The organism is Microbacterium sufflavum (genome assembly GCF_023101165.1).
Classification (GTDB): domain Bacteria; phylum Actinomycetota; class Actinomycetes; order Actinomycetales; family Microbacteriaceae; genus Microbacterium; species Microbacterium sufflavum.
The window spans coordinates 2,762,018-2,786,295 of sequence record NZ_CP078076.1 but is presented as its reverse complement, the minus strand read 5'-3'; the positions used below and the strand labels follow the sequence as shown (position 1 = coordinate 2,786,295).

Sequence of the window (24,278 nt, the reverse complement as noted above, 5' to 3'; positions counted from 1 at the left end):
GCTCCGCGCAACGGTGCCGGCGTCATCACCGGCATGGTCTGAGGGTACGTCTGCTCAACACCTCGCTCAAGCAATCGTCCACCACTTGAGCATGTTGCTCATTTTTCGCCAGTTCGAGCCTGCTAGGGTTTGGCACTATGCCTGGACTGGACCGAATCGATCTCGAGCTGCTCGCGTCGCTCGCCGACGATCCGCGGATCACGATCGTCGCGCTCGCGGAGAAGATGGGGCTGTCTCGCAACACGATCCAGGCGCGGATGGCCCGCCTGGATCAGACCGGCGTCTTCCTCTCCTACGAGCGCGCCTTCTCTCCCGACGTCCTGGGCTTCCCGCTGCAGGCCTTCGTGAGCATCGGCGTTCGTCAGACCGAGTTGCCCCGCATCATCACCGAGCTCGCGCGCATCCCTGAGGTCGTCCAGGCGCACGGACTCAGCGGATCGATCGACTTGCTCGCCCGGGTCGCCTGCCGCGATGCCAGACACCTGTTCGACACCGACGCGCGCATCCTGTCGATCGACGGGGTCGAGCGCACCGAGACCTCCCTGGCCATGGGCGAGGTGATCCCGTTCCGGGTGGCGGGGCTCATCGGCCTCGCGCGACGGGAATCCTCAGGAAGCGCCTGATCGCCCCGGCTGCTTCGACCGGGGTCTCGTAGTGGATCAGATGACCGACGTGGGCGATCTCGACGAGTTCCGCGTCGGCGAACAGGGTCGCCAGCCGCCGCTCCGCCTCGATGGGCGTGATGTCATCGCGCTGCGCCGCGACCAGCAGCGTCGGCACGTCGATGCGCGGCGCGAACTCGCGCACGTCGTGCGACACGCTCGCGACGAACGCATCGTGCAGCACATCGCGGTCGGAGAACCGGGAGAAGTAGGTGTCGTGCTGATCGTGGATGAAGCGGCGCAGCCCCGGGTCGCGGGTCTTCGCCATCGTGATGCTCATCACGCGCACGATGACCCGGTTTCGCAGCACCGCGGTACCGAGCCGGTCGGGCAGCTTCGCGCCGAGGGCGTAGTAGAGCACCGCCAGCCGGGTCATCAGCCCCTTCGGCCCCTCCAGTGCCGGCGCGCCAATGGGGTTGAGGAGGATCAGGCGCGGCGTCGCGAGACCTCCCGCGACGGCGGCCGCCGCGACGATGGAGCCGAAGGAGTGGCCGAGGATCACCGCTCCGGGGGCGGTGGCTGCGACGAAGTCCGACAACCACGCGGCGTATTCGTCCAGGTCGTGGCGCCGTCCGGGGAGCGGCGCGGTCTCCCCGAAGCCCGGGAGATCCGGGACCAGCACCCGCACCTCCGGAAGGTACGCGAGCACCGGCTCGAGGCCGTGGTGCTCGCCGCGGAACCCGTGCACGGCGACGATGGTCGTGTCGGCGTCGCGCGGACCGTACTCCCAGTACGCCGTGACACCGCCGCGGACGGCGACCTCGTGGCGCTCCACGGGCAGGGTGCTCAGGCGGTCCGCGTAGGGGGAAGGCACGGTCATACCCCGAGTCTACGAGCGACCGTCAACACCCTCTGCCTCGGTGTCAGCATCATGGGTTATCGTCCCAAGTGGCCTTCCTCTTCGGGTCGGTCACGCAACGAGGGGCCGAAGGTGCAGTTCACATCCAGGGATGTCGCGCAGGTGGAGCCCACCTGGAAGCAGTTCGTGCCGTCCGCCACGCTCGAAGACGTCGACCCCCATCGCTTCCGCTTCGATTGGCGTTCGATGGAGCTCGGGGCCACCACGGTCCTCCGTTACGACCTCGCCGCACAGGTGCACGCCAGAACGCAGCCGGACGATCAACTGCTGGTGTGCCGCGTGGATGCTCCGGACGCGCAGGTGTGGTCGCATCGTCAAACGCTACACGGCGGTGTGCCGTGGATCACCGACGGAGCACAGGTGGACGCGACGTGGGAGCGTGGCGCTCGCGTGCGCGCGATCGTGTTCGATCGGACGCACGCCGAGACGGCCCTGCGTCAGGTGACCGGTGACGACCGGGTCCAGCTCAAAGCCACCGGGCTCTCCCCCCACTCGCCCGCCGATGCCGAACGATGGGGATCGATGTTCTCCTACCTCGACGGCACTCTCGTCGAAGGCGAGGCCCTCGACCCGCTGGTGATGAAGGAGTTGGAGCGCCACGCGCTCATGCTCACCATGACCAGCTTCTCGACGACCTTCAGCGATGCGTTGCGCCGGCCGAGCCAGCGGTCGGGCGCCCCTGCGTCGGTGCGGCGCGCCCTCGCGTACATCGACGACAACGCCCATCTCCCGATCACGATCGATGACGTGGCAGCCGCCGCGTACATGTCCACGCGGGGACTTCAGTACGCCTTCCGTCGGGCGCTCGACATCACCCCCACCGAGGCACTGCGTCGGGCCCGCCTCGACGGAGCCCATAGAGACCTGCTGGCCCGCAACGGGGCCTCCGTGGCGACGATCGCGCGGCGGTGGGGGTTCAGCAACTCCTCGCGCTTCGCCGCGGCCTATCGTGAGGCGTACTCCATGCCGCCAACGTTGCCCCGGACCTGACACCGCGCGCACACTTGTTTCGTGCGTGACGGCGAGTTGCGCGCCCTCTCGGGCTCTATCGGCTGAGCCGATTAGAGTCCGAAGTATCCGGATCACCCCGTCCGGCCCCCAGCATGTTTCGAGGAGCCCCCATGAACACCGCAGTCCTCTGCAGCACCAAGGTCGGTTGACGATGGGAAGCCTCTACTACGGAGACACTCAGACCCCGATCCAGATCGACGACAGGGCGCTCGCCCACCTCAAGGTCGTCATCGCCACCAAGCTTCGTCGCAATGAGAGCTTCACGCTCTCCTGGCGGCACCCCGAGGGCGACGCACCCGGCCGTTCGACGCTGTGGCTGCACCCCTCCATCCCGCTGCGCTTCGTGTTCGACGCTCCCGAGCCGCCGGAACTGAGTCGACGGTGGATCGAGGAGCTCGCCCATTCCGCGAACTCGAGCGGCGGCATCACCCTCGTCGAGGAGCATCTCGAGGGCGCCGACATCAGCTGACACGCAGACGGCTCGCGGGGCCCAGGGTCCCCGCGAGCCGTCCGTGTCGCTCAGAGCCCGTCGTCGGAACTCGAGCTCACCGACCGTCGGGTGGTGGGTTCCCCCGTGGCGGGATCGACATACGTGCGCGAGACGGTCTCGGTCCGACGGCGACGTGCCAGGAGCACGATGCCGATCAAGAAGACGACGACTCCGGCTCCCATGAGGATGTATCCGACCATGTCGAGATTCACCCAGGTCACCTCGACGTTCACCGCGAAGACGAGGATCGCCCCGATCACGAAGAGCACGATTCCAGTGCCGATGCTCATGTTGCCTCCCGTTCAGCGGCGGACGCCGCACAGAAAGAGGGTGGCGCGTCCAGAAGGTCGACAGGAGGGGCTTGACACGGCCCTCTCCTGGCGTTCCGCTGTCGGAAGGCCCCGGTGAACCGGAGTCCGCGACCGGTCGCTGCTCACGCCGCCGACGCGTCCGCTGGATGGCGCATCCAGGTGTCGGGGCCGAACACCTCGTAGTCGATCCGCTCCGCGGGGACGCCGCGCCCGAGCAGTGACGCGCGCATGTCGCGCATGAAGCCGAGGGGGCCGCACAGGAGCACCCGTGCCCCGGCGGGAAGCTCGACATCCGTCAGGTCCATCCGCCCGGCGCGCACGCCGTCGAGGACAGGAGCGTCCGTCGGGGCCGACGAGTACCAGCGCACCGCCGTCGCATCCTCCAGGCCGCTGAGGTTCTCCTGCACGGGGCCGACCAGCGCGTGCGACGACGGTGTGCGATCGGCATGGAAGAGCCGCACAGTGCGCTCGGGCTGCGTGCGTCGAACGCCGTCCAGCATCGCCGCGACCGGGGTGATGCCGATCCCTGCCGAGACCAGCACCAGCGGGTCGTGCGACTCATCGAGGACGACGTCACCGGCGGGCTGTGAGACGTCGAGGATCGTGCCGGGCATCGCGTTGTCGTGCAGCCACGTGGACACCTGGCCGTCGGGCGTACCATCGACCCCGCGCACCCGCTTCACGGTCACCCGCAGTGCTCCGCCCCCGGGCGCAGACGACAGCGTGTACTGACGCGGCTGCCGTGAGCCGTCCGGCAGATCCACGGCGACGGCCACGTACTGCCCCGCGCGGTGATCGGCGACCGCACCGTCGAGGGGTTCGAGCACGAGGGTGATCACGTCGTCGGCCTCCGCGATCCGCTCGACCACGCGGTGCTTGCGCCACGGGTGTTCGGGGTCGGTGCCGGCCAACGCATACAGTCGAGCCTCTTCCGCGATGAGTGAGCACCCGAACAGCCAGTACACCTCGTCCCAGGCAGCACGGACCTCCGGGGTCACCGCGTCGCCCAGCACGATCCCCACGGCGTCGAGCAGATGGTGTCCCACGATCGTGTACTGACGCGCGCGGATCCCGAGCGAGACGTGCTTGTGAGCGATACGCCGCATCACGGGCGTGAAATCGGGCGCCTCGGGATCGATCAGGGACACGGCAAATGCGACGACCGAGGCGGCGAGTGCCCTCGGCTGCTCACCGTGCGCCTGGTGCGCCCGGTTGAAGACCCTGAGAAGCTCGGGGTGCGCCGCGAACATCCGCGGATAGAACAGTCGAGTGATCTCCTCGGCGTGCTCGGCGACCACACCGGCGGTGGCGCGAACGACGGTCTCGGATTCTGGTGAGAGCTGCATGACTTCCCTTCGGAGTGCGGATGCTCTCAGCCTCCTCATCCGGTGCGCCCCATGGCGGCATGGATCCCGTGCAAATCCGAGTCGTAGGGCGGGCGGGACTTGAACCCGCGATCGTTGGGTTATGAGCCCACTGCCTTAACCAGCTTGGCCACCGCCCCCTGCCCTCCGAGACTACCTCCCGTCCGAACCGCTCTCCTCCCCGGACGCGTCGGCGTGCGCCGCACCACGATGGGTCTCGACGTGTGCGCGATAGATCCGAGCGTTCTCCCGTAACCCGGCACGCTCCTCGTCGCTCAGCGCGCGACGAACGCGGGCCGGGACGCCCGCCACCAGCGAGCCGTCCGGCACCTCCGCGGCGCCGAGCACGAGCGCGCCGCCGGCGATGAGGCACTCCGAGCCGATACGGGCGCCTGACAGCACCACGGCTCCCATTCCGATGAGCGAACCGTCGCCGATCCGACAGCCGTGCACGACGGCGTTGTGCCCGATCGAGACATCGTCTCCGATCACGACCGGGTGTCCGCTGTCGACATGGATCGACACGTTGTCCTGCGCGTTGCTGCCGGCGCCCATCGTGATCGCAGCGGAGTCCGCCCGGAGGACCGCGTTGTACCAGACGCTGGACCCTTCCCCGATGGTCACCTCCCCGATCACCCTGGCGCCCGCAGCGAGGAACACCGAGTCGTCGAGATCGGGAGTGCGGCCGGGCAGAGACAGGATGGTCGCGTCGTCGCTCATGCAGCGACTCTAGCCGTCGCCCGTCCCGCGCCGATTCGCGGCGGTAAGCGATGCCTCATCTTGCTTGCGGAACATTTTCAGCTGAGTAGCGTTGTTCCCATCAGACACGAGAATCTCCCGGAGGAGCACAAGATGAGCAAGGCACAGACCGTTTCCCCCACCGCCATCGACCCCACCGTCGCCGCCGGCGCCGCGCAGTTCCTCTCCCCCGTCGTCCTCGGCCTTCAGGCCCTGACCATCAACGGCAAGCAGGCGCACTGGCACGTGCGCGGGGCGAACTTCGTCGGCGTCCACGAACTCCTCGACACCATCGTCGCCCACGCCGGCGACTTCGCCGACACCGCCGCAGAGCGGATCGTCGCCCTCGGACTCCCGATCGACGCGCGCGTCTCGGCCGTCGCAGAGAAGGCCGGTTCGACGTCGGTCGCCGCCGGCTTCGCGCAGTCGGATGAACTCATCCGCGCGGTCATCGCCGATATCGACGCCATCCTCGTCGACGTCAAGGCGGCCGTCGAGGGCCTCGACGAGGTCGACCTGACCAGCCAGGACGTCGCGATCGAGATCCAGCGCGGACTGGAGAAGGACCGCTGGTTCCTCGTTTCGCACATCGCGGCCTGACCAGTCAGCACCTTCGGAGAGGGCGGCCCCGGGATACCGGGGCCGCCCTCTCCGCGTGCGCGGGGCTCAGCCGACGTGGGTCACGCGGCCCGCGAGAAGGGTGGCGGCCACGGGCATCGCGCGCAACGCGGCGGCATCTGCGGTGCGCGGATCCGCGGACGTGAGCGCGATATCGGCGATCTCCCCGGGGCGGAGCGTGGAGCGCACGCTGGCGCTCAACGCCTGGTCGACCGTGAGGCGTTCCTCCGGGTGCCACGATTCCCGCTCATCATCCGTGCGCCAGACCGCCGCCGACAGAGCCTGCCACGGGTCGAGGGGCGCCACCGGGGCGTCGGAACCGAACCGTACCTCGGCACCAGCGGCGAACAGAGACGACAGCGGGTAGCCGAGAGAGGTCTGCCCTGCCCAGTGGTGCTCGACGAAGTCACGGTCGTCGACGGCGTGCTGCGGCTGCACGCTGGCGATCACACCGAGGCGCGCGAACCGCGCCAGGTCGGCATGACGCACGAGCTGGGCATGCTCCAGGGAACCGGTCGCCCCGGTGACCATGAAGGCGTCGAGGGCGGACGTGACAGCGCGGTCGCCGATGGCGTGCACGGCCGCCGTGATGCCCGCGCCGGTCGCGGTGGTCAGCAGGGCGACGAGCTCATCGCCCGGTACCGTCAGGACCCCGTAGTTGCCGGGGTCGTCCGGATAGGCGTGAGAGCACGCGGCGGTGCGGGTTCCCAGCGACCCGTCCGTGATGATCTTGAGCGAGCCGACACGGATCAGACCGCGCGCCTCGGCGGGAGTGTCCGGTTCCTCGTGCGGCTCGCCGCTACGCAGCCCTTCGGTAACGGCACGATCGAGGTCTGTGGGATAGAACGCGAACTCCACGCGGTGCGAGGCGAAGCCCGCACGGATGCGGCGCGGCCAGGCAGCGGCGTTCCACGCCATGTCGAAATCGACCAGTCCGGTGACGCCTCGCGCCGCTGCGGCCTCACCGGCGCGGAGCACGGCCTCGTCGCTGTGCGCCGGGTCGACCGCGTTGAGGCGGCGCGAGATCTCGAAGGCGTCCTCTTCGCGCAGGACCCCGTCGTCAGCACGGAAGCCTTCGCGGGCGAGAGCAGCGGTGTTCAGCCACACGCTGTGCACGTCGGCGTTGATGAGGTAGGTGGGCGCCGCTCCCGTCGTCGCGTCCAGCAGCTCCAGGCTCGGCCGATCCGGCCACAGGGCGTCGCGGAATCCCGTACCGACGCGGCGTCCGTCGGGGAGCGTCGGCGCCTCGCCCATCCGCAGCGCGGCTTCCGCCGCCGAGGTCGTGTCATGCAACGGGACCCGCTCCGCCGCCAGCGCCCACTGGACCGTGTGCACGTGGTTGTCCCACAAGCCGGGGACCGCCCAGAGACCATCGGCGTCGAGCACCTGTCCACGCGGTCGCAGGGCGCCGGTCGGCGCGATGTCGACGATGACGCCGCCGTCGAGGTGAAGGTCCACCGGCTCGTCGTCGATGAGGAACTCCCGGCCGGGACCGGCCAGACGAACGGCGCGCACCGTACCGACGGTGTCGTTCCGCGCCGTCATGCCCGGTTCCCCTCGCGCGCCACCTGAGCGCGCCGCATCTCCGCCGCCAGAGGACGGTTGGTGTACGGGCCTTCGCTCTCGAGTGCCGCGATCACCGACTCGATCGTCTCGACGGGCTTGTTCTGGCTGAGCTTGCGCTTTGCGACGACGCGCGCGGGGGTGAGGCGGAATCCCACTGTCCCTGCGGCGAGCCGTTCCACGAACGCGGCGTCGTTGGGACGCTGCCACATCAGCCGCGGCTCGGGCATGCCGTTCTCGAACCGCTCCACGAGGCGGTCGAGCACCCGCAGGTTCTCGTCCGGCGTCAGGATCTCGGGTGTGCCCGCCAGGTGCACGGCGGTGTAGTTCCATGTGGGCACCGCGGGGACATCGCCGTACCAGCCGGGCGACACGTAGCCGTGCGGGCCCTGGAAGACCACCAGCAGTTCCCGCTCCCCCAGCCCGTGGATGAGGTCGTCGGGACGCCCGACGTGCGCCACGATCGTCAGGTCGTCGCGGTCGTCGTCGAGCAGCACGGCATAGTGCGAGGCGACGAGCCCGTCGTCGGTCGAACTCACGATGGTGGCCCAGGGGTTGGCCTCGATCACGCGCCGGATCTCGGTCACGTCGGCGAGCGTGAAGCTCGGATTCTGTCGCATGGATTCAGCCTAGGGGCGCCCGCACACGCCAGCGCGGACTCACGCCTGGCAGCGGGGGCACCAGTAGAGCTTGCGCGCGCCGATCTCCTCGAGCGCGATCTCGGTGCCGCAGACCCGGCACGGGAGTCCGGCGCGGTGGTACACCCAATGCCGGTCGTCGCGGCTCGCCATCGCAGCACGGTACTCGTCGGGCGACAGGTCGTCCATCGTCATCATCTGCCCCGTCTCGACACCGATCGCCAGCAGGCGCACCCAGTCGTGCCAGAGGGCGCGCACCACATCCTCCGGCACGTCTCGTCCGGGCGTGTGCGGATTGAGCCGCTGCCGGTAGAGCATCTCCGCGCGATACACATTGCCGATGCCGCTCACCACCGCCTGGTCCATCAGCAGCAGCGCGATGGGCGTCGACTTCTTGCGCACCGCACGGACGAAGCGCTCCTCGTTCTCGGCCGGATCGCCGACGAGCGGATCCGGACCGAGCTTGGCGACCGTCGCGAGCATCTCCTCGGGCGTCTGCAGGACGCACGCCGTAGGGCCGCGCAGGTCGGCGGCCGTGATGTCGGTCATGAGCCGCAGACGCACCTGCCCCACCACGGGCGGCGGCCATTCCACCCCCTCGTCCGCGAGACCCTTCGTCTGCTCGGACATGCGCACGTGCACCCGCGTGCGTCGCGGGGCGCCGATCGAGGCGAGAGAGTTCTCTCCGGCGTCGTCCAGGATCGGGTCCTCCAGCACGGTGCCTCGCTGGTTCGTCTGACCCATACGACCATTCGCAGACGCGATCGTGGGGTCGACGAGGATCTCGCCAGCGAAGTCCCAGGCACCGTAGAGCCCGAGGTGCACGCGAAGCCACAGGTCGCCCTCGGTCTCCAGGAACATCTGCTTGCCGACCGCCTGCACGCTCGTCGCCGTGCGCCCGTCGAGGATCGCCGCGCCCTCGGCGAAGCGTCCCTGGGGGCTGGAGGCGCAGAGCACCTTGCCGACGAAGTTGCGGTCGAACTGCCGGGCGATGCGGTGGACGGAGTGACCCTCGGGCATGTCAGCCCCGCGGATCCGGGAGCAGCGAGCCGTCGCGCTCGAAGTCGGCGATCTGTCCGATGCGGCGCACATGACGCTCATCGCCCGAGAACGGGGTCGAGATGAACCGGTCGATGAAGGAGGTCACCTCGTCGTACGTGTGCTGCCGCGCGCCGATGGAGATCACGTTGGCGTCGTTGTGCTCCCGTGCGAGCTCGGCCGTGGAGAGGTTCCACACCAGGGCCGCGCGGACACCGCGCACCTTGTTCGCCGCGATCTGCTCGCCGTTGCCGGATCCGCCGAACACGACACCCAGCGCCTCGACGCCCGCCTCCTGATCGGCGACCACCGCCTGAGCAGCCCGGATGCAGAACGCCGGGTAGTCGTCGAGCGCGTCGTACTCCACCGGACCGTGGTCGACGACCTCGTGCCCCGCCGCCCGCAGGTGCTCCTGCAGCTGCGTGGAGAAATCGAGTCCAGCGTGATCGGTGGCGATGTGGATGCGCATGGCTTCCATCCTAGAAGCGGCCGCCGACACCCGTTCCGGTCACGGGGCGACGCCGGCGGCCGCCGGCTTGAACCCCGCCCTGACGTTCTCGCAGCAGCCGGGCCGGCAGACGTCGAAGCCGCCGGGGAGCGACGTGACGTGAGCGCGCTCCTCGTTCGGACGCCCCTGCAGCCGCTCTTCGATCAGGTCGACGATCCCCTCGACGAACGTCGGCGACACGCCAGGCGTCGGCGTGCGCGTGAACGCGAGTCCCGCGTCCTCCGCCGCCTCCGCCGCCTCGGTGTCGAGATCCCAGAGCACCTCCATGTGGTCGCTCATGAATCCCACCGGCACGACCGCGACCGCGCGCCGCCCTCGCGCGGGAAGCTCACCGATCACGTCGCACACGTCCGGCTCGAGCCACGGCTGCGACGCGGGCCCCGAGCGCGACTGGTAGACGAGCTCCCAGGCCACGTCGGCCGCCGCCGGCACGGACTGCCGTACCCGGTCCATCACCCAGGCCGCGACGGCCAGGTGCTGCGCGGCATAGGCGCCGCCCTCGCCCCAGTCGATGTCGCGCGCGCCGGACCGCTCGGCGTCGGCCGTCGGGATGCTGTGCGTCGAGAACAGGATCTGGATGTCCGGCGCGGCGATGCCCTGCGCCAGGAAGCCCTCGATGGCCTCCCGCACTCCCGACTCGAAGGCCTCGACGAAACCCGGGTGGTCGTAGAACGGGCGGATCTTGTCGATCGTGACGGTCTCCCCGAGGCCGGTCTCCTCCAGCACGCGCGCGAAGTCCTCGCGGTACTGGCGGCAGCTGGAGAACGAGCTGTAGGCGCTCGTGGCGAACGCGAGCAGCGTGGTGTGCCCGTTGCGCGCCGCCTCGGGCACGACCTCCTCGAGGTAGGGGGCCCAGTTGCGGTTGCCCCAGTACACGGGCAGCTCGATGCCGCGCGCGACGAGCGCCTGCTCGAGCGCCTCCTTGAGCACGCGGTTCTGCCCGTTGATGGGGCTCACTCCGCCGAAGTGACGATAGTGGTGCGCGACCTCCTCCAACCGCTCATCGGGGATGCCGCGGCCGCGCGTGACGTTGCGGAGGAACGGGATCACGTCCTCCTGACCCTCCGGGCCACCGAAGCCGGCGAGGAGGATCGCATCGTACGCGACGGGCGTGGTCACGAAGGGCGCACCGCTGGCGGCGGCAGGCGAGGCAAAGGGGACGACATTCGGCTCGATCGCAGTCACCCCTCCATCCTCCCACCTCGTCGAGGCACCGGTGTCCGCTCGCCGCCGGGAGAATGCGCACAGAGCGTGAGCCCGCCTCGCGCACTGGCGTAGGCTGTCATGGTTGCCGTCGGCGCCAACTGCGCCGACCCCGGTGACATCCCCTCACCCCTGGGAGTACAGCTGTGCCTGGAGAGAACCTCACCCGAATCGAAGCGCAGGAGCGCCGCGATGTCATCGACACGCACTCCTATGAGGTCGCCCTCGATCTGACGAAGGGCGCCGAGGTCTTCGGTTCCCGCAGCGTCGTGCGCTTCTCCGCGACGCCCGACGGTTTCACCTTCATCGATCTGATCGCCCGCGACGTGCGCGAGATCTCTCTCAACGGCGAGCAGCTCGACCCGCAGGAGGTCTTCGCCGACTCTCGCATCGCGCTGTCCGGGTTGCAGGCCGAGAACGTGCTCGTCGTCGACGCGGACTGCCTCTACACCAACACGGGCGAGGGCCTGCACCGATTCGTCGACCCCGTCGACGGCGAGGTCTACCTGTACTCGCAGTTCGAGGTGCCGGACTCGCGCCGCGTCTTCGCGGTCTTCGAGCAGCCCGACCTCAAGGCGACGTTCCAGTTCACGGTCACGGCGCCCGCGGCGTGGAAGGTCGTGTCCAACTCCCCCACGCCCGAGCCCATCGTGCACGACGACGACGTCACCGCCACCTGGGGCTTCGAGCCGACGCCGCGCATCTCCTCGTACATCACCGCCCTCGTCGCGGGACCCTACGAGTCCACGTTCTCCGAGCTCACCAGCGCCTCCGGCCGCGTGATCCCGCTCGGCGTCTACGGCCGCAAGAGCCTGTGGCAGCACCTCGACGCCGACTACATCTTCGACAAGACCCGTGAGGGCTTCGCGTACTTCGAATCGAAGTTCGGCGTCCCCTACCCGTTCGCGAAGTACGACCAGCTGTTCGTGCCCGAGTTCAACGCCGGGGCGATGGAGAACGCGGGTGCGGTCACGTTCACCGAGACCTACGTCTTCCGCAGCAAGGTCACCGACGCCGTCAAGGAGCGCCGGGTCGTCACGATCCTGCACGAGCTCGCGCACATGTGGTTCGGCGACCTGGTCACCATGAAGTGGTGGAACGACCTGTGGCTCAACGAGTCGTTCGCGGAGTGGGCCTCCACCATCGCGACGGCCGAGGCCACCGAATGGACCGAGGCCTGGACCACGTTCAACGCGATGGAGAAGACCTGGGCCTATCGCCAGGATCAGCTCCCCTCTACGCACCCGATCGTCGCGGAGATCAACGACCTGGAAGACGTGCAGGTCAACTTCGACGGCATCACCTACGCCAAGGGCGGCTCGGTGCTGAAGCAGCTCGCCGCGTGGGTCGGCATCGAGGCGTTCTTCGCCGGGGTGTCGCAGTACTTCCAGAAGCACTCGTGGGGCAACACCGAGCTCAGCGACCTGCTGTCGGAGCTCGAGGCCACGAGTGGACGCGACCTGGGCACCTGGTCGAAGAAGTGGCTGGAGACGGCCGGCGTCAACACGCTCGAGCCCGTGGTGGCCGAGGGCGACGACGGCAAGATCTCGCGTTTCGCGATCACCCAGACCGCCCCGGCGGACTACCCGACCATCCGTCCGCACCGCCTGGGCATCGGCTTCTACTCGCTGCAGGACGGCACGCTCACGCGCGTCCACCACGTCGAGGTCGATGTCGACGGCGACCGCACCGAGGTCCCCGAACTGCAGGGCCTCGCGCGCCCCGACCTGATCCTGCTGAACGACGACGACCTCGCCTACGCCAAGATCCGTCTCGACGAGAAGTCGCTGGCGACGGCGATCGCACACCTCGCCGACATCCACGACCCGCTTGCGCGCTCCCTCGTGTGGGGCGCCGCCTGGGACCAGACGCGCGACGCGGAGACGGCGGCCTCGGACTACATCGACCTCGTGCTGGGCAACATCGGCCGCGAGACCGAGTCGACCACGGTCCGCACGACACTCGCCCAGCTGCGCACGGCCGCCACGCTGTACGTGCGACCCGAGGAGCGCCAGGCGGCGCGGCTCAAGGTCGCGGACGGCCTGTGGGCCCTCGCCGAAGCCGCAGAGGCGGGCAGCGACAGCCAGCTCCAGTTCGTCACGGCGTTCGCGAACGCCCTGGTCACCCCTGAGCACGCCGGCATCGTCGGGCGCCTGCGCTCCGGCGAGGAGACCCTCCCCGGTCTCGAGATCGACGCCGACCTGAACTGGCAGCTGCTCGTCGGACTCGCGACCATCGGAGCGACGGACGCCGCGACGATCGACGCCGCTCTCGCCGCCGACAACACCGCCAAGGGCGCGGAGTTCGCCGCACAGGCACGAGCCGCTCTTCCCGACGCCGCCTCGAAGCAGGCCGCGTGGGCCTCTCTGATCGAGCGGGATGACGCGCCGAACACGATCGTCCGGTCGGCAGCCCTCGGCTTCGTGCACCCCGCAGGCGCCGAAGTGCTCGGCGAGTTCGTGCCGAAGTACTTCGAGATGCTGCTGCCGGTGTGGGAGTCGCGCACCTACCAGATCGCCCAGTACCTCATCGTCGGACTGTTCCCCACGGCTCTGGCCGACGTGGCGCTGCGCGACGCGACGCGCTCGTGGCTGTCCTCGCACCAGGACGCTCCGCCGGCGCTCCGTCGCCTCGTGCTGGAGAACCTCGCCGACGTCGAGCGCGCGCTGGCGGCGCAGTCCCGCGACGCCGAGGACTGATCGGCGCCACTGTCCGTCCGGGCCTCTGCCGCCGCGCTTCCAGCCGGGGCAGAGGCCCGCTCGGTAAACTCGGCAGTGATGATCCTCCCCCTCGAGACCACGCCAGACCCCACTCCCACCCCGCTTCCCGACTGGGTCCAGGATCTGCTGACCCTGCTCGGACACATCGGCGGCAAAGCGCTCGTCGTCGCGATCATCATCGCCTCCTGCGTGGTGATCGCTTTCGTGCTGCGGGGCGTGATCAGGCGCGTCGTGCACCGGATCGTGGACAGCGCGAAGAACAAGGCGTCGGTCGACGACACCCAGGCGCTCGAACGCTCTCCGCTCGCCGATATGCGTCTGGTCCAGCGCACGAGGACCCTGGGCACGATCCTCCAGAACATCGTCAACGTGATGCTGGTGGTCATCGCGATCGTGCTGGTCGTGAACGCTCTCAGTCCCAGCCTGCTCGGGTCGCTCACGCTGCTGACCGCCGCCGTGGGCGCTGGTCTCGGTTTCGGCGCCCAGAACATCGTCAAAGATGTGCTCAACGGGATGTTCCTCGTCGCGGAGGACCAGATCGGCATCGGTGACGTGGTCGACCTTGGTCTGGCGAGCGGCGTGGTCGAGTACGTGAGCGTGCGCATTACCCAGGTCCGCGACGTGAACGGCACGCTCTGGTACGTCCGCAACGGCGAGGTCACGCGCATCGGCAACATGTCGCAGGGCTGGGCGCGCGCGATCGTCGACACCGGCGTCGCGCCGGACGCCGACCTCGACCAGGTCGAGCACATCATGCTCGAGACGGCACAGGGCCTCGCGAAGGACCCCAAGTGGCGGACGCGCATCGTCGAGAAGCCCGAGCTGTGGGGCCTGGAATCCATCGACGGCGACGCCCTCGTGGTCCGCGTCGTCATCAAGACCAGGGCGAACGCCAGAGACGACGTCGCACAGGAGCTGCGGCGCCGGCTGCGGGCCGCTCTGCTGGAGAAGGAGATCGCGGTGCCGCGCATGTCCGATGTCGTGCCGACGGGGCTCGAAGGCGCACGGCGCGTACGCGGGGCGAACCCGCCGAAGACCCGGCCGAACGCCGTCACGGGCGTGCCGGTCATCCCGGACCGCGGCATCTGGCGCCGCAAGAAGCCGTCGACCGAAGGGAGTGGCGACAGATGACGTTCTACGACGAGGTCGGGGGCGCAGAGACGTTCCGGAAGATCGTCTCCGTGTTCTACCGCGAGGTCGCCCTCGATCCGGTGCTCAAGCCGATGTATCCCGAGGAGGATCTGGGTCCCGCCGAGGACCGCCTGCGGATGTTCCTGGAACAGTACTGGGGCGGTCCGACCACGTACGGCGAGACCCGCGGACACCCGCGCCTGCGCATGCGTCACATGCCGTTCCACATCGACCCCGACGCGCGTGATCGTTGGCTTCGTCACATGCGCACCGCCGTCGACGAGGCTCGATTGTCTCCGCTGCACGAATCCACGCTCTGGGACTACCTGGAGCGCGCCGCCTATGCCATGGTGAACACATTCGAGCCGTCCGGCATCGGCACGACTCCCCACGGGCGCCCGACGCTCGAGACCCGCGCACGTCAGGAATCAACGGAGAACACATGACGACGAAGCCCCCGACCACGGACGTCCTGGTGATCGGTTGGGGGCTGGCCGGACTGGTCGCCGCCCGCGAAGCACTGGCGGCCGGGCGCCGGGTCATCGTCGTCGACCAGGAGCCGCGGACGAACCTCGGCGGCCAGGCGTGGTGGTCGTTCGGCGGACTCTTCTTCGTGGACTCCCCCGAGCAGCGCCGATTCGGCATCAAGGACTCGCTCGAGCTCGCCACCCAGGACTGGTTCGGCAACGCGGGCTTCGACCGCCCGGAGGACGAGTGGCCGCGCCGCTGGGCCGAGGCGTATCTGCAGTTCGCCGCCGGAGAGAAGCGCTCATGGCTGCGCAGCCTCGGCGTGGGCTTCTTCCCCGTGGTCGGCTGGGCGGAGCGCGGCGGCTACGGCGCGATCGGACCGGGCAACTCGGTGCCGCGATTCCACATCACCTGGGGCACCGGCCCCGGGATCGTCGCCCCCTTCGCCGCGGCCGTCGAGGAGGGCGAGCGCAGCGGTCGGCTCACCGTGCTCGCGCGGCACCGCGTGGAGAGCCTCATCGTCACGGATGGACGTGTCACCGGCGCCCGCGGCTCCGTCCTCGCCTCCAGCGGTGCGGAACGGGGAGTGCCTTCCTCCCGCGAGGTGATCGGCGCGTTCGAGATCACGGCGAAGGCGACCGTCGTGTCGTCCGGAGGGATCGGCGGCAACCACGAGCTCGTCCGTGCGGCGTGGCCCGAACGGCTGGGAACGCCGCCGGCGCACATGCTCTCCGGCGTCCCGGCGTATGTCGACGGCTCGATGCAGGCCGTCACCGCGGCCGCCGGCGCCCGCCTGATCAACGGCGACCGCATGTGGCATTACGTGGAGGGGATCACGAACTGGGATCCGGTGTGGCCCGCGCACGGCATCCGCATCCTCCCCGGCCCCTCGTCCCTGTGGCTCGACGCGACGGGCGCGCGCCTCCCCGTGCCGCTGTTCCCCGGGTTCGACACGCTCGGGACGCTCGCGCACCTCCGGCGCACCGGTCACGACCACTCCTGGTTCGTCACGTCGCGGCAGATCGTGGAGAAGGAGTTCGCCCTGTCCGGCAGCGAGCAGAACCCCGACCTCACTGGCAAGGATGTGGGGCTGCTGCTGAAGTCGCGGCTCGCCAAGGGACCGACCGGCCCCGTCCAGGCGTTCCTCGACGAGGGACAGGACTTCATCGTCGAGAACGACCTGGAGTCGCTGTTGGAGCAGATGAGCCGGCATGACGGTGGCGAGCTGCTCGACATCGACACCGTGCGGCGCGAGGTGGTCGCGCGCGACCGCGAGATCGAGAACGAGTTCACAAAGGATGCCCAGATCGGCATGCTGCGCTCGATGCGCGGCTACCGCGGTGACAAGCTCATCCGGACGGCAGCGCCGCACCGGCTGCAGGACCCGGCCGCCGGCCCGTTGATCGCGGTCAAGCTGCACGTCCTCACCCGCAAGTCGCTCGGCGGCATCCATACCGACCTCGACGGTCGTGCGCTGGACGCCCAGGGCATCCCGATCCCTGGCCTGTTTGCCGCGGGCGAGGCGAGCGGCTTCGGCGGTGGCGGTGTCCACGGGTACCGGGCGTTGGAGGGCACGTTCCTCGGCGGGTGCCTGTTCTCCGGGCGACGGGCGGGAAGGTCGGCCGCCGCGGCGGCGGACTGACCCCGCGCCACACGGCTCGTGACGAAACCGTCGGATACGCCCCGGCGCGGTCAATCGACGAGCGGGGCTCTCCCCCTCGGGTCACGCCGGCGCTTCGACCGTCCCATCAGGCGCTGGCGCCCGTCCCGTCGCGCCGTGGTGGCGGCGCCGTCAGGCTCGGGTGCCGGTGGCCCGCACGCCCGTGAGCCCGGACGCCACGGGGCCTCGTGCCAGCACATGCCCGCGACGGAAGGCGAGCCGCGACCAGCGACCGGCGCGCGACACCCCGACCTGTTCCTCGCCCGAGATGAAGCCCATGGCGTCGGCGGCGAACGCCACACCGCGCGGCAGCCCGCCGAGATCGTCGTCGGGCTCGCCCCAGATGGCCGCTCGGAGCGCGCGAACCGCTTCCTCGCCCGAGCCGGTGCCCGCCCCCCGCGCCACGGCGGAGATCCCCCACTGTGCGCGCTGCGCGACGACGGACGCCTCCAGCGACGCCTCCACGGTCCAGCCCTGGCGCGGCGGGGACACCCCGGCCCAGGACGGCGACAGGCCGGTGTCCGGCAGCATGAGGCGTTCGGGGGTGTCGGCGGGCGACAGGCTGTCGACGACCAGGTCGCATTCGAGCTCAGGGTCCGCGTGCACGATACGCATCGCGAGGATCGTGGGGGTCTGATCGAACAGGGTCTGCGGCGAGAGCACGGCCGTGGTGAGCGCCAGGACCCCGCGCGAGGCCTGAAGTCGTACTCCCCCGTCACCCGCGCGACCGGCGCGGCCCACGAACGTCAGGACATCCTTCGCCGTGTCGGGATCGGCGAGCAGGAGCGTAGGCGGCACGCGTTCTAAACTACCAAGAGGTGCGGCGCCTGCGGTCGCGGAGAGGAACCCATGAGCGCGGACGACCACGCCATCCAGACCGTCGATCGACTCCTCGAGGTTCTCGACCTCGACGCCACCCAGGCCCGGACGACCGAGGACATCTTCACGGGCTCCTCGCACCCGATGCCGAGCGGCCGCATCTACGGAGGCCAGGTGCTGGCGCAGACGCTCCTCGCGGCGGAGCGCACCCTGCCGGAGGATCGCGCCGTCCATTCGATGCACGGCTATTTCCTGCGGCCCGGTGACGCGAGTCAGGGCATCACGATCGCCGTCGACCGCATCCATGACGGCCGCTCATTCTCGACGCGCCGCACGCAGGCGTACCAGAACGGGGTGCCGATCTTCTCGATGATCGCGTCCTTCCAGGATGCGGATCCCGGAGTCGAGCACGCGGAGCCCATGCCCGAGGGCGTGCCCGACCCGGAGACGCTGTCCCCCGACGAGGATCGCGTTCCCGGACTCACCGGGGGCGCGCGGCGGATGCTCACCGATCGCGCCGCGGACATCCGTCACGTCGAGTCGCCGCTGTACCTCCCCAACGACGATGCCCGGGTCCCGCGTCAGGCCGTCTGGATGCGACTGCGCGCTCCGCTCCCCGACGACCAGCGGCTGCATCGCGCGGCACTTGCGTACCTCAGCGACATGACGATCCAGGAGTCCATCCTGCGCGCGCACGGGGTCTCGTGGGCACACCAGGGACTCAAGGTCGCGAGCCTCGATCACGCGATGTGGTGGCACCGTCCCGCGCGCGTCGACGAGTGGCTGCTGTACGCGCAGGAGTCCCCGAACGCGCGCGGCGGGCGCGGGCTGGCCACCGGGCGGATCTACACGCGCGACGGCTCGCTGGTGGCGAGCGTGGCGCAGGAGATCATGATCCGCGTGCCGTCGGAGGCATCCTGATCCGAGCGTTCGGCGCGGGTCACACGGCCGTCGAGGTCAGCGGTGCGCGTACTCGATGGAGGGGCCGACGTACGGCTCCCAGGCCTCGCGCATCTCGGAGGTGAGTCGCGTGGGGCGACCCGTCGCGGCCTCGACGAGCACGATCACTGCTGTCGACCGCGCGTACAGCACCCGCGGCTCCGCGGCCGGGTCGTTGTGCACCTCGTAGCAGACCTCGACACTGGATCCGCCGAGCTTGCCGAACCACATCTGCACCTCGAGCGGTCGACGCTGATACGGCACCGGCGCGAGGTACTCGATCTCCTGCCGGGCGATCAGCGTCAGGATGCCCTCGTCGATGCCGGAGTCGAGCACCGCGGTGGACGGCGCCTCCTCGCCGGGACCCGCCCGCCAGAACGCGCGGACGCGCGCCTCCTCGAGCAGCTTGAGCATCGAGGTGTTGTTGACGTGGTTGAACGCGTCCAGATCCCCCCAGCGGAGGTGGATCGGGATGTGCAGGCGGGTTCCCGGCGAAGGCGCAGTCATCGGGTCAGTCGCGCGTGAGCTTGCGGTGCGTCGACCGGTGCGGCTTGGCCGCGTCGGGCCCGAGGCGCTCGATCTTGTTCTGCTCGTAGGCCTCGAAGTTGCCCTCGAACCAGTACCACTGGTCGGGTTTCTCGTCGGTGCCCTCGTACGCCAGGATGTGCGTCGCAATGCGGTCGAGGAACCACCGGTCGTGGGTGATGACCACGGCACAGCCGGGGAACTCGAGAAGGGCGTTCTCCAGCGAGCTCAGCGTCTCGACGTCGAGGTCGTTGGTCGGCTCGTCGAGGAGCAGCAGGTTGCCGCCCTCCTTCAGCGTGAGCGCGAGGTTCAGGCGGTTGCGCTCACCGCCCGAGAGCACACCGGCCTTCTTCTGCTGGTCAGGACCCTTGAAGCCGAACTTCGACACGTAGGCCCGCGAGGGGATCTCCGTCTTGCCGACCGTGATGAAGTCGAGCCCGTCGGAGACGACCTCCCACAGCGTCTTGTTCGGGTCGATCGACGAGCGCGACTGGTCGACGTAGCTGATCTTGACCGTCTCGCCGATCTTCAGGTCGCCGCCGTCGAGGGGCTCGAGACCGACGATGGTCTTGAACAGTGTGGTCTTGCCGACGCCGTTCGGACCGATCACGCCGACGATTCCGTTCGGCGGAAGGCTGAAGCTGAGGCCATCGATCAGCGAGCGTCCGTCGAAGCCCTTCTGCAGGTTCCTCGCCTCGATGACCACGTTGCCCAGGCGCGGCCCCGCGGGGATCTGGATCTCCTCGAAGTCGAGCTTCCTCGTCCGCTCCGCCTCCGCGGCCATCTCCTCGTAGCGCGCGAGTCGCGCCTTCGACTTCGTCTGGCGACCCTTGGCACTGGAACGGACCCATTCGAGCTCGTCCTTGAGGCGCTTGGCGAGCTTCGCGTCCTTCTTGCCCTGGATGTCGAGACGCTCGGCCTTCTTCTCCAGGTAGGTCGAGTAGTTGCCCTCGTAGCCGATCAGCCGACCGCGGTCGACCTCCGCGATCCACTCGGCCACGTGGTCGAGGAAGTACCGGTCGTGGGTGATGGCGATGACGGCGCCCTTGTACGACTGCAGGTGCTGTTCGAGCCACAGCACACTCTCCGCGTCCAGGTGGTTGGTCGGCTCGTCGAGGAGCAGCAGATCCGGCTTCTGCAGCAGGAGCTTGGCGAGGGCGACACGTCGCTTCTCTCCACCGGAGAGGGGAGCGATCGCGGCGTCGCCGGGGGGCGTGCGCAGTGCGTCCATGGCCTGCTCGAGCTGGGAGTCGAGGTCCCAGCCGTCGGCCGCGTCGATCTCCTCCTGCAGGGTGCCCATCTCGGCGAGCAGCGCGTCGAAGTCCGCATCGGGATCGGCCATCAGCGCCGAGATCTCATTGAAGCGGTCGAGCTTCGCCTTGATCGCGATGCCGTCCTGGATGTTCTCCAGCACGGTCTTGGACTCGTCCAGCTCCGGCTCCTGCATGAGGATCCCGACCGAATAGCCGGGCGACAGCTTCGCCTCGCCGTTTGATGGCGTGTCGAGCCCGGCCATGATCTTCAGGATCGTCGACTTGCCGGCGCCGTTGGGGCCGACCATGCCGATCTTCGCTCCCGGGAGGAACGCCATCGTGACGTCGTCGAGGATGAGCTTCTCGCCCACCGCCTTGCGCGCACGCACCATCGAGTAGATGTACTCAGCCACCGAAAACCGCTCCTTCTGTTGGCGTCGAAGATCGACACTCCAGCCTACCGGCCGTCGGCGGCAGGGTTCGTGACCGAAGCATCACCAGTCGATCGGACGCGTCGTCCCGACCAGGCAGCGTCCCTCGGCGAGCTGGGGCATGACGACGGCCACCACCTGTCCCGTCGAGGGACCGACCTGTCCCACCAGGCAGGACTCCTCTCCCCAGCGCACCGAGAACTGGAGGCTCTCCACCGGGTTGCCCACGGTGGTCTGGTCGGGCGTGACCTGCATGGCGGTGCGATCGAAGCCCGCGGCCACCAGCGCGTCGATATAGGCCCGACCCTCCGCCCGCTGTTCCGAGGCCCACACACCCTCCGCGATCGCCCGGAAATACGGAAGATTGTCTTCCGCGGTGCCCTCGGGCTGCAGTGCCGGCGACGCCGTCGCCGTATCCGCGGGCGAGGGCGACAGGGAGCTCGGCGGCGTCGGATGCTCGCCGGCAGCGGCCGTGCATCCGACGAGGAGGACGAGGATCGCACCGGCTCCGACGAACGCGCGGGCGGTGCGGGCGAGTGACGGGGCCGTTCGGAGCACGAGCCGAGTCTACGTCGCCCACACCCACAGCCCGGCGTGCTGACGGTGCGTGGCTGACGCTGCGCGCCTGCCCCTACTGCCCCGCCGACACCCTGGCTCCCGCTCCGAGGAAGCCGTCGGGGAACGCCTGGTCCGTCGCCGCACCCCCGTCCCCGGAACCGTCGATGCCCCACAGGTCACCCAGATCGTCTCCGGTTCGGCCACTCGCCGTCGTCCGCGCGCCTCCACTCGCGGAGTCGGCACCGGGAGACTGCTCCCCATCCTTCTCCCCCTCCGCCACGGTCTCCGGAGAGCGTCTCGGCGACGGCCGGAACGCGGTCGTCCCCCACCGCAGGTCGTGCCCGATCGCGTCGGCTTCGATGTCGGCACTCGTGCCCTGCTTCCCATTGCTCTCCCAGGCCCGGATGCGCAGGCGGCCGGTCACGACGATGCTGTCGCCCACCCGCAGCGACGCCCTGGCGTTCTGACCGAGCTGCCGGAACGCCGCCACGGAGAACCAGTTGGTCTCGGAGTCGACCCAGGTCTGGGTCGTCGGTTCGAAGCGGCGGTGCGTGCTCGCCAGCCGGAAGTTGGTGACGGGCACCCCCGCGCCGGTGTGCCCCTGATGCGGATCGGTCGCCACTCGCCCCACGACGGTGATCATCTCGGTCATGCTGTTCTCCTTCTGTCGCCGGAGCCTCTCCGGATGTCTCCAGCCTGCGGTGACGGCAGGAGCATCGACTGACGCATCCACGCGCTGTGGGGACGCATCGCCGACATCGACGAAGCGTGGAGGAAGAGCCCGGTCAGACGCGTGTCCCGGCGCGGCGCGAATGTCGGTGGCCCGTCCTAGCGTTGATGCAGGAAGGGAGAAATCGATGTCTGAACGAACGTCCGCCACGGCCCCCGAGGTGCCCTTCGCCGCACCTCGTCTCTCCTCGGAGAAGGAGCATCTCGTCCGCGCCGCCGACCACCTGTGGCGGGTTCAGGACTCGCGGGAGTATGTCCTCGGTCACCTGAGGATCGTGCCGGACCCGCTCGGTCTGCGCTACCGGGCGGAGCGGCTGCACCTCGCGACCGGCCGCTTCCGGCTGATCGGAGAGTTCTGGCGTGCCGACGATGCCGTGGCCGCGCTTCGCCACTGCTGATGCCATCGCTACGTCGATCGGAAGCGCCCCCGGCAGGATTCGAACCTGCGACCAAGAGATTAGAAGGCTCCTGCTCTATCCCCTGAGCTACGGAGGCGGACAGTCCTACCGTACCGCGGGCAGGCGGGCGATGTCGGTGCCCTCGATAGGATGACGACATGGTAGCTGCCTCCGAGAACGATCGCCTGGTCTGGATCGACTGTGAGATGACGGGCCTCGATCTCTCCGTGGATGAGCTCGTCGAGATCGCGGTCGTCGTCACCGACTTCGAGCTACGTCCCCTCGACCCCGGATTCCAGGTCGTGATCAAGCCGAGCGATCAGGCGCTGTCCCACATGAACGACTTCGTCACGAAGATGCACGAGACCTCCGGGCTGATCGAGGAGATCCCGCGGGGCGTCACGCTCGCGGAGGCCGAGGAGCAGACGCTCGCCTACATCCGTCGTTTCGTCCCGCTCGAGCGCAAGGCACCCCTCGCAGGCAACACGATCGGCACCGACCGCATGTTCCTCGCCAAGTACATGCCGCAGGTCGACCAGTGGCTGCACTACCGCAACGTGGACGTGTCGAGCATCAAGGAGCTCTCCCGGCGCTGGTATCCCCGGGTGTTCTTCCAGGCCCCGGCCAAGGACGGCGGACACCGGGCCCTCGCCGACATCCTCGAGTCCATCCGTGAGCTCCGCTACTACCGGGAGGCCGTGTTCGTCGACGAGCCGGGTCCGTCGAGCGACGACGCCAAGGAGATCGCGACGCGCACCGTGTCGGAGTTCACCTCGAACATGTAATAGACTCGTAGGGTTGCCCGCGCAGGCGGGCGCATGGTGGGTATAGCTCAGTTGGTAGAGCGCCTGGTTGTGGTCCAGGAGGTCGCGGGTTCAAGCCCCGTTACTCACCCGGAGAGAAGAAGCCCGGTTCCTCGGAACCGGGCTTCTTCCGTTTCGAGGCGCGGATCGACGCTGCCCTGCGGCTCTAGACTGGAGCCGTGTCACTGGCGGTCTGGTTCTCGCTCCTCACCGCGTCGGTGGTGATCAGCTTCACGCCCGGCGCCGGCGCGATCAACACGATGTTGAACTCCCTGTCGCAGGGCTGGCGGCGCTCCATCTGGGGCATCATCGGCCAGCAGATCGCTCTGATCGTTCACGTCGTGATCGTCGCCGCGGGCGTCGGTCTGCTCGTCTCCCGCTCCGAGGTGCTGTTCACCCTCATCCGCTACGCGGGCGCCGCCTACCTCGTCTTCCTCGGCCTCCGCCTCATCCTCAGCCGCCCGACACCACCGCTCGACGACGCGCCCATCCCCGCACCGGCGCACGAGAGCCATTGGTCGATGATGCGCCGGGGCTTCTGGGTCAACCTGCTCAACCCCAAGGCGATCGTCTTCTTCCTCGCGTTCATCCCTCAGTTCATCCGGCTCGACCAGCCACAGCTTCCCCAATACCTCGCGCTGATCGCGACGGTCGTCGTGGTCGACGTGCTGGTGATGTGGGGGTTCTTCGCGGTGGCGGCCCGGCCCTTCCGCCGCCTGACGGCCTCGCCGCGCGGGCAGCGCATCCTCAACGGCGTCTTCGGCGGCCTGTTCATCCTCGTGGCAGCGCTGCTGGTCCTGCTGCACTGACCGGTGTCCCGAATGGCCCCTAGGCTGGTCTG

General features: G+C 69.1%; 26 protein-coding genes and 3 tRNA genes. 13 read left to right on the top strand and 16 right to left on the bottom strand.

Annotated features, from left to right (window positions below; genetic code table 11):
• The first annotated feature begins 137 nt into the window (after positions 1–137).
• Positions 138–623, top strand: a complete 486-nt coding sequence (locus KV394_RS13515) for an Lrp/AsnC family transcriptional regulator (RefSeq protein WP_136032312.1) — start codon at positions 138–140, stop codon at positions 621–623.
• On the opposite strand, the gene KV394_RS13510 is transcribed toward KV394_RS13515, so the two are convergent.
• Positions 583–1,482 (bottom strand): alpha/beta fold hydrolase, encoded by a 900-nt coding sequence (locus KV394_RS13510; RefSeq protein ID WP_206251279.1) that lies wholly within the window; start codon positions 1,480–1,482, stop codon positions 583–585. The genes KV394_RS13515 and KV394_RS13510 overlap by 41 nt on opposite strands.
• A 111-nt stretch (positions 1,483–1,593) precedes the next feature.
• On the opposite strand from KV394_RS13510, the gene KV394_RS13505 reads away from it, so the two are divergent.
• Positions 1,594–2,511 (top strand): helix-turn-helix transcriptional regulator, encoded by a 918-nt coding sequence (locus KV394_RS13505; RefSeq protein ID WP_247981655.1) that lies wholly within the window; start codon positions 1,594–1,596, stop codon positions 2,509–2,511.
• 172 nt (positions 2,512–2,683) lie between these two features.
• Positions 2,684–3,001, top strand: coding sequence for a DUF7882 family protein (locus KV394_RS13500; protein WP_136037366.1), 318 nt, complete (start codon positions 2,684–2,686; stop codon positions 2,999–3,001).
• Positions 3,002–3,051: 50 nt separating this feature from the next.
• On the opposite strand, the gene KV394_RS13495 is transcribed toward KV394_RS13500, so the two are convergent.
• The 4 genes from KV394_RS13495 to KV394_RS13480 form a co-directional block, all read right to left on the bottom strand.
• Entirely contained in the window at positions 3,052–3,312 is a 261-nt protein-coding gene (locus KV394_RS13495) for a DUF6458 family protein (RefSeq protein WP_136031905.1), read from the bottom strand.
• A gap of 143 nt (positions 3,313–3,455) precedes the next feature.
• Positions 3,456–4,718, bottom strand: coding sequence for a globin domain-containing protein (locus KV394_RS13490; RefSeq protein WP_407665446.1), 1,263 nt, complete (start codon positions 4,716–4,718; stop codon positions 3,456–3,458).
• A gap of 45 nt (positions 4,719–4,763) precedes the next feature.
• Positions 4,764–4,837, bottom strand: a tRNA-Ile gene (locus KV394_RS13485).
• A 13-nt stretch (positions 4,838–4,850) separates the two neighbouring features.
• Positions 4,851–5,417: a gamma carbonic anhydrase family protein gene (locus KV394_RS13480; RefSeq protein ID WP_247981653.1), complete on the bottom strand. Its 567-nt coding sequence runs from the start codon at positions 5,415–5,417 to the stop codon at positions 4,851–4,853.
• Positions 5,418–5,549: 132 nt separating this feature from the next.
• Between KV394_RS13480 and KV394_RS13475 the strand changes: the two genes are divergently transcribed.
• The gene (locus KV394_RS13475; RefSeq protein ID WP_136031899.1) at positions 5,550–6,035 is read left to right on the top strand and encodes a Dps family protein; all 486 of its coding nucleotides are present in this window, start codon (positions 5,550–5,552) and stop codon (positions 6,033–6,035) included.
• Between the two features lie 66 nt (positions 6,036–6,101).
• On the opposite strand, the gene KV394_RS13470 is transcribed toward KV394_RS13475, so the two are convergent.
• From KV394_RS13470 to KV394_RS13450, 5 genes are read right to left on the bottom strand one after another with little or no spacing between them, the layout of a single operon-like run.
• Positions 6,102–7,598, bottom strand: coding sequence for an amidohydrolase (locus KV394_RS13470; protein WP_247981652.1), 1,497 nt, complete (start codon positions 7,596–7,598; stop codon positions 6,102–6,104).
• A complete protein-coding gene (locus KV394_RS13465; protein WP_136031895.1) occupies positions 7,595–8,236 on the bottom strand; it encodes an FMN-binding negative transcriptional regulator in 642 nt (213 codons plus the stop codon). The genes KV394_RS13470 and KV394_RS13465 overlap by 4 nt, the downstream gene beginning before the upstream one ends.
• A 39-nt stretch (positions 8,237–8,275) precedes the next feature.
• Positions 8,276–9,274, bottom strand: coding sequence for an Fpg/Nei family DNA glycosylase (locus KV394_RS13460; protein ID WP_247981651.1), 999 nt, complete (start codon positions 9,272–9,274; stop codon positions 8,276–8,278).
• A gap of 1 nt (position 9,275) precedes the next feature.
• Positions 9,276–9,761 (bottom strand): ribose-5-phosphate isomerase, encoded by a 486-nt coding sequence (locus KV394_RS13455; protein WP_136037371.1) that lies wholly within the window; start codon positions 9,759–9,761, stop codon positions 9,276–9,278.
• Positions 9,762–9,800: 39 nt separating this feature from the next.
• Entirely contained in the window at positions 9,801–10,985 is a 1,185-nt protein-coding gene (locus KV394_RS13450) for a ferrochelatase (RefSeq protein WP_136037372.1), read from the bottom strand.
• Positions 10,986–11,149: 164 nt separating this feature from the next.
• Between KV394_RS13450 and pepN the strand changes: the two genes are divergently transcribed.
• The 4 genes from pepN (at position 11,150) to KV394_RS13430 (ending at position 16,964) form a co-directional block, all read left to right on the top strand.
• A complete protein-coding gene (gene pepN / locus KV394_RS13445) occupies positions 11,150–13,702 on the top strand; it encodes an aminopeptidase N (protein ID WP_247981650.1) in 2,553 nt (850 codons plus the stop codon).
• Between the two features lie 78 nt (positions 13,703–13,780).
• Positions 13,781–14,854, top strand: a complete 1,074-nt coding sequence (locus tag KV394_RS13440) for a mechanosensitive ion channel family protein (protein WP_247981649.1) — start codon at positions 13,781–13,783, stop codon at positions 14,852–14,854.
• A complete protein-coding gene (locus KV394_RS13435) occupies positions 14,851–15,300 on the top strand; it encodes a globin (RefSeq protein WP_136037375.1) in 450 nt (149 codons plus the stop codon). The genes KV394_RS13440 and KV394_RS13435 overlap by 4 nt, the downstream gene beginning before the upstream one ends.
• Complete coding sequence (locus tag KV394_RS13430) at positions 15,297–16,964, top strand: FAD-binding dehydrogenase (protein ID WP_247981648.1); 1,668 nt, start codon at positions 15,297–15,299, stop codon at positions 16,962–16,964. Before KV394_RS13435 ends, KV394_RS13430 begins: the two co-directional genes overlap by 4 nt.
• A gap of 150 nt (positions 16,965–17,114) precedes the next feature.
• Here KV394_RS13430 and KV394_RS13425 read toward each other — a convergent pair whose 3' ends face one another.
• Positions 17,115–17,780, bottom strand: a complete 666-nt coding sequence (locus KV394_RS13425) for a hypothetical protein (protein ID WP_247981647.1) — start codon at positions 17,778–17,780, stop codon at positions 17,115–17,117.
• 51 nt (positions 17,781–17,831) lie between these two features.
• Here KV394_RS13425 and KV394_RS13420 point away from each other — a divergent pair, with 51 nt between their 5' ends.
• Positions 17,832–18,722, top strand: coding sequence for an acyl-CoA thioesterase (locus KV394_RS13420; RefSeq protein ID WP_136037377.1), 891 nt, complete (start codon positions 17,832–17,834; stop codon positions 18,720–18,722).
• Between the two features lie 36 nt (positions 18,723–18,758).
• Here KV394_RS13420 and KV394_RS13415 read toward each other — a convergent pair whose 3' ends face one another.
• The 4 genes from KV394_RS13415 to KV394_RS13400 form a co-directional block, all read right to left on the bottom strand.
• Positions 18,759–19,247 (bottom strand): acyl-CoA thioesterase, encoded by a 489-nt coding sequence (locus KV394_RS13415; RefSeq protein WP_136037378.1) that lies wholly within the window; start codon positions 19,245–19,247, stop codon positions 18,759–18,761.
• Between the two features lie 4 nt (positions 19,248–19,251).
• Positions 19,252–20,931, bottom strand: coding sequence for an energy-dependent translational throttle protein EttA (gene ettA / locus KV394_RS13410; protein ID WP_247981646.1), 1,680 nt, complete (start codon positions 20,929–20,931; stop codon positions 19,252–19,254).
• Positions 20,932–21,012: 81 nt separating this feature from the next.
• Positions 21,013–21,507 carry a DUF6993 domain-containing protein gene (locus KV394_RS13405; RefSeq protein ID WP_206251289.1) on the bottom strand — a complete coding sequence of 165 codons (495 nt, stop codon included), beginning with the start codon at positions 21,505–21,507 and terminating at the stop codon, positions 21,013–21,015.
• A gap of 73 nt (positions 21,508–21,580) precedes the next feature.
• Entirely contained in the window at positions 21,581–22,159 is a 579-nt protein-coding gene (locus tag KV394_RS13400; RefSeq protein WP_247981645.1) for a single-stranded DNA-binding protein, read from the bottom strand.
• A gap of 205 nt (positions 22,160–22,364) precedes the next feature.
• Between KV394_RS13400 and KV394_RS13395 the strand changes: the two genes are divergently transcribed.
• Positions 22,365–22,634 carry a hypothetical protein gene (locus KV394_RS13395; RefSeq protein ID WP_136031867.1) on the top strand — a complete coding sequence of 90 codons (270 nt, stop codon included), beginning with the start codon at positions 22,365–22,367 and terminating at the stop codon, positions 22,632–22,634.
• A gap of 24 nt (positions 22,635–22,658) precedes the next feature.
• Here the strand turns inward: KV394_RS13395 and KV394_RS13390 are convergent.
• A tRNA-Arg gene (locus KV394_RS13390) sits at positions 22,659–22,731 on the bottom strand.
• A 61-nt stretch (positions 22,732–22,792) separates the two neighbouring features.
• Between KV394_RS13390 and orn the strand changes: the two genes are divergently transcribed.
• The 3 genes from orn (at position 22,793) to KV394_RS13375 (ending at position 24,246) form a co-directional block, all read left to right on the top strand.
• Positions 22,793–23,419, top strand: coding sequence for an oligoribonuclease (gene orn / locus KV394_RS13385; protein ID WP_136031865.1), 627 nt, complete (start codon positions 22,793–22,795; stop codon positions 23,417–23,419).
• Positions 23,420–23,455: 36 nt separating this feature from the next.
• Positions 23,456–23,528 (top strand) — tRNA-His (locus KV394_RS13380).
• An 88-nt stretch (positions 23,529–23,616) separates the two neighbouring features.
• Positions 23,617–24,246, top strand: coding sequence for a LysE family transporter (locus tag KV394_RS13375; RefSeq protein ID WP_247981644.1), 630 nt, complete (start codon positions 23,617–23,619; stop codon positions 24,244–24,246).
• The last annotated feature ends 32 nt before the right edge of the window (positions 24,247–24,278 follow it).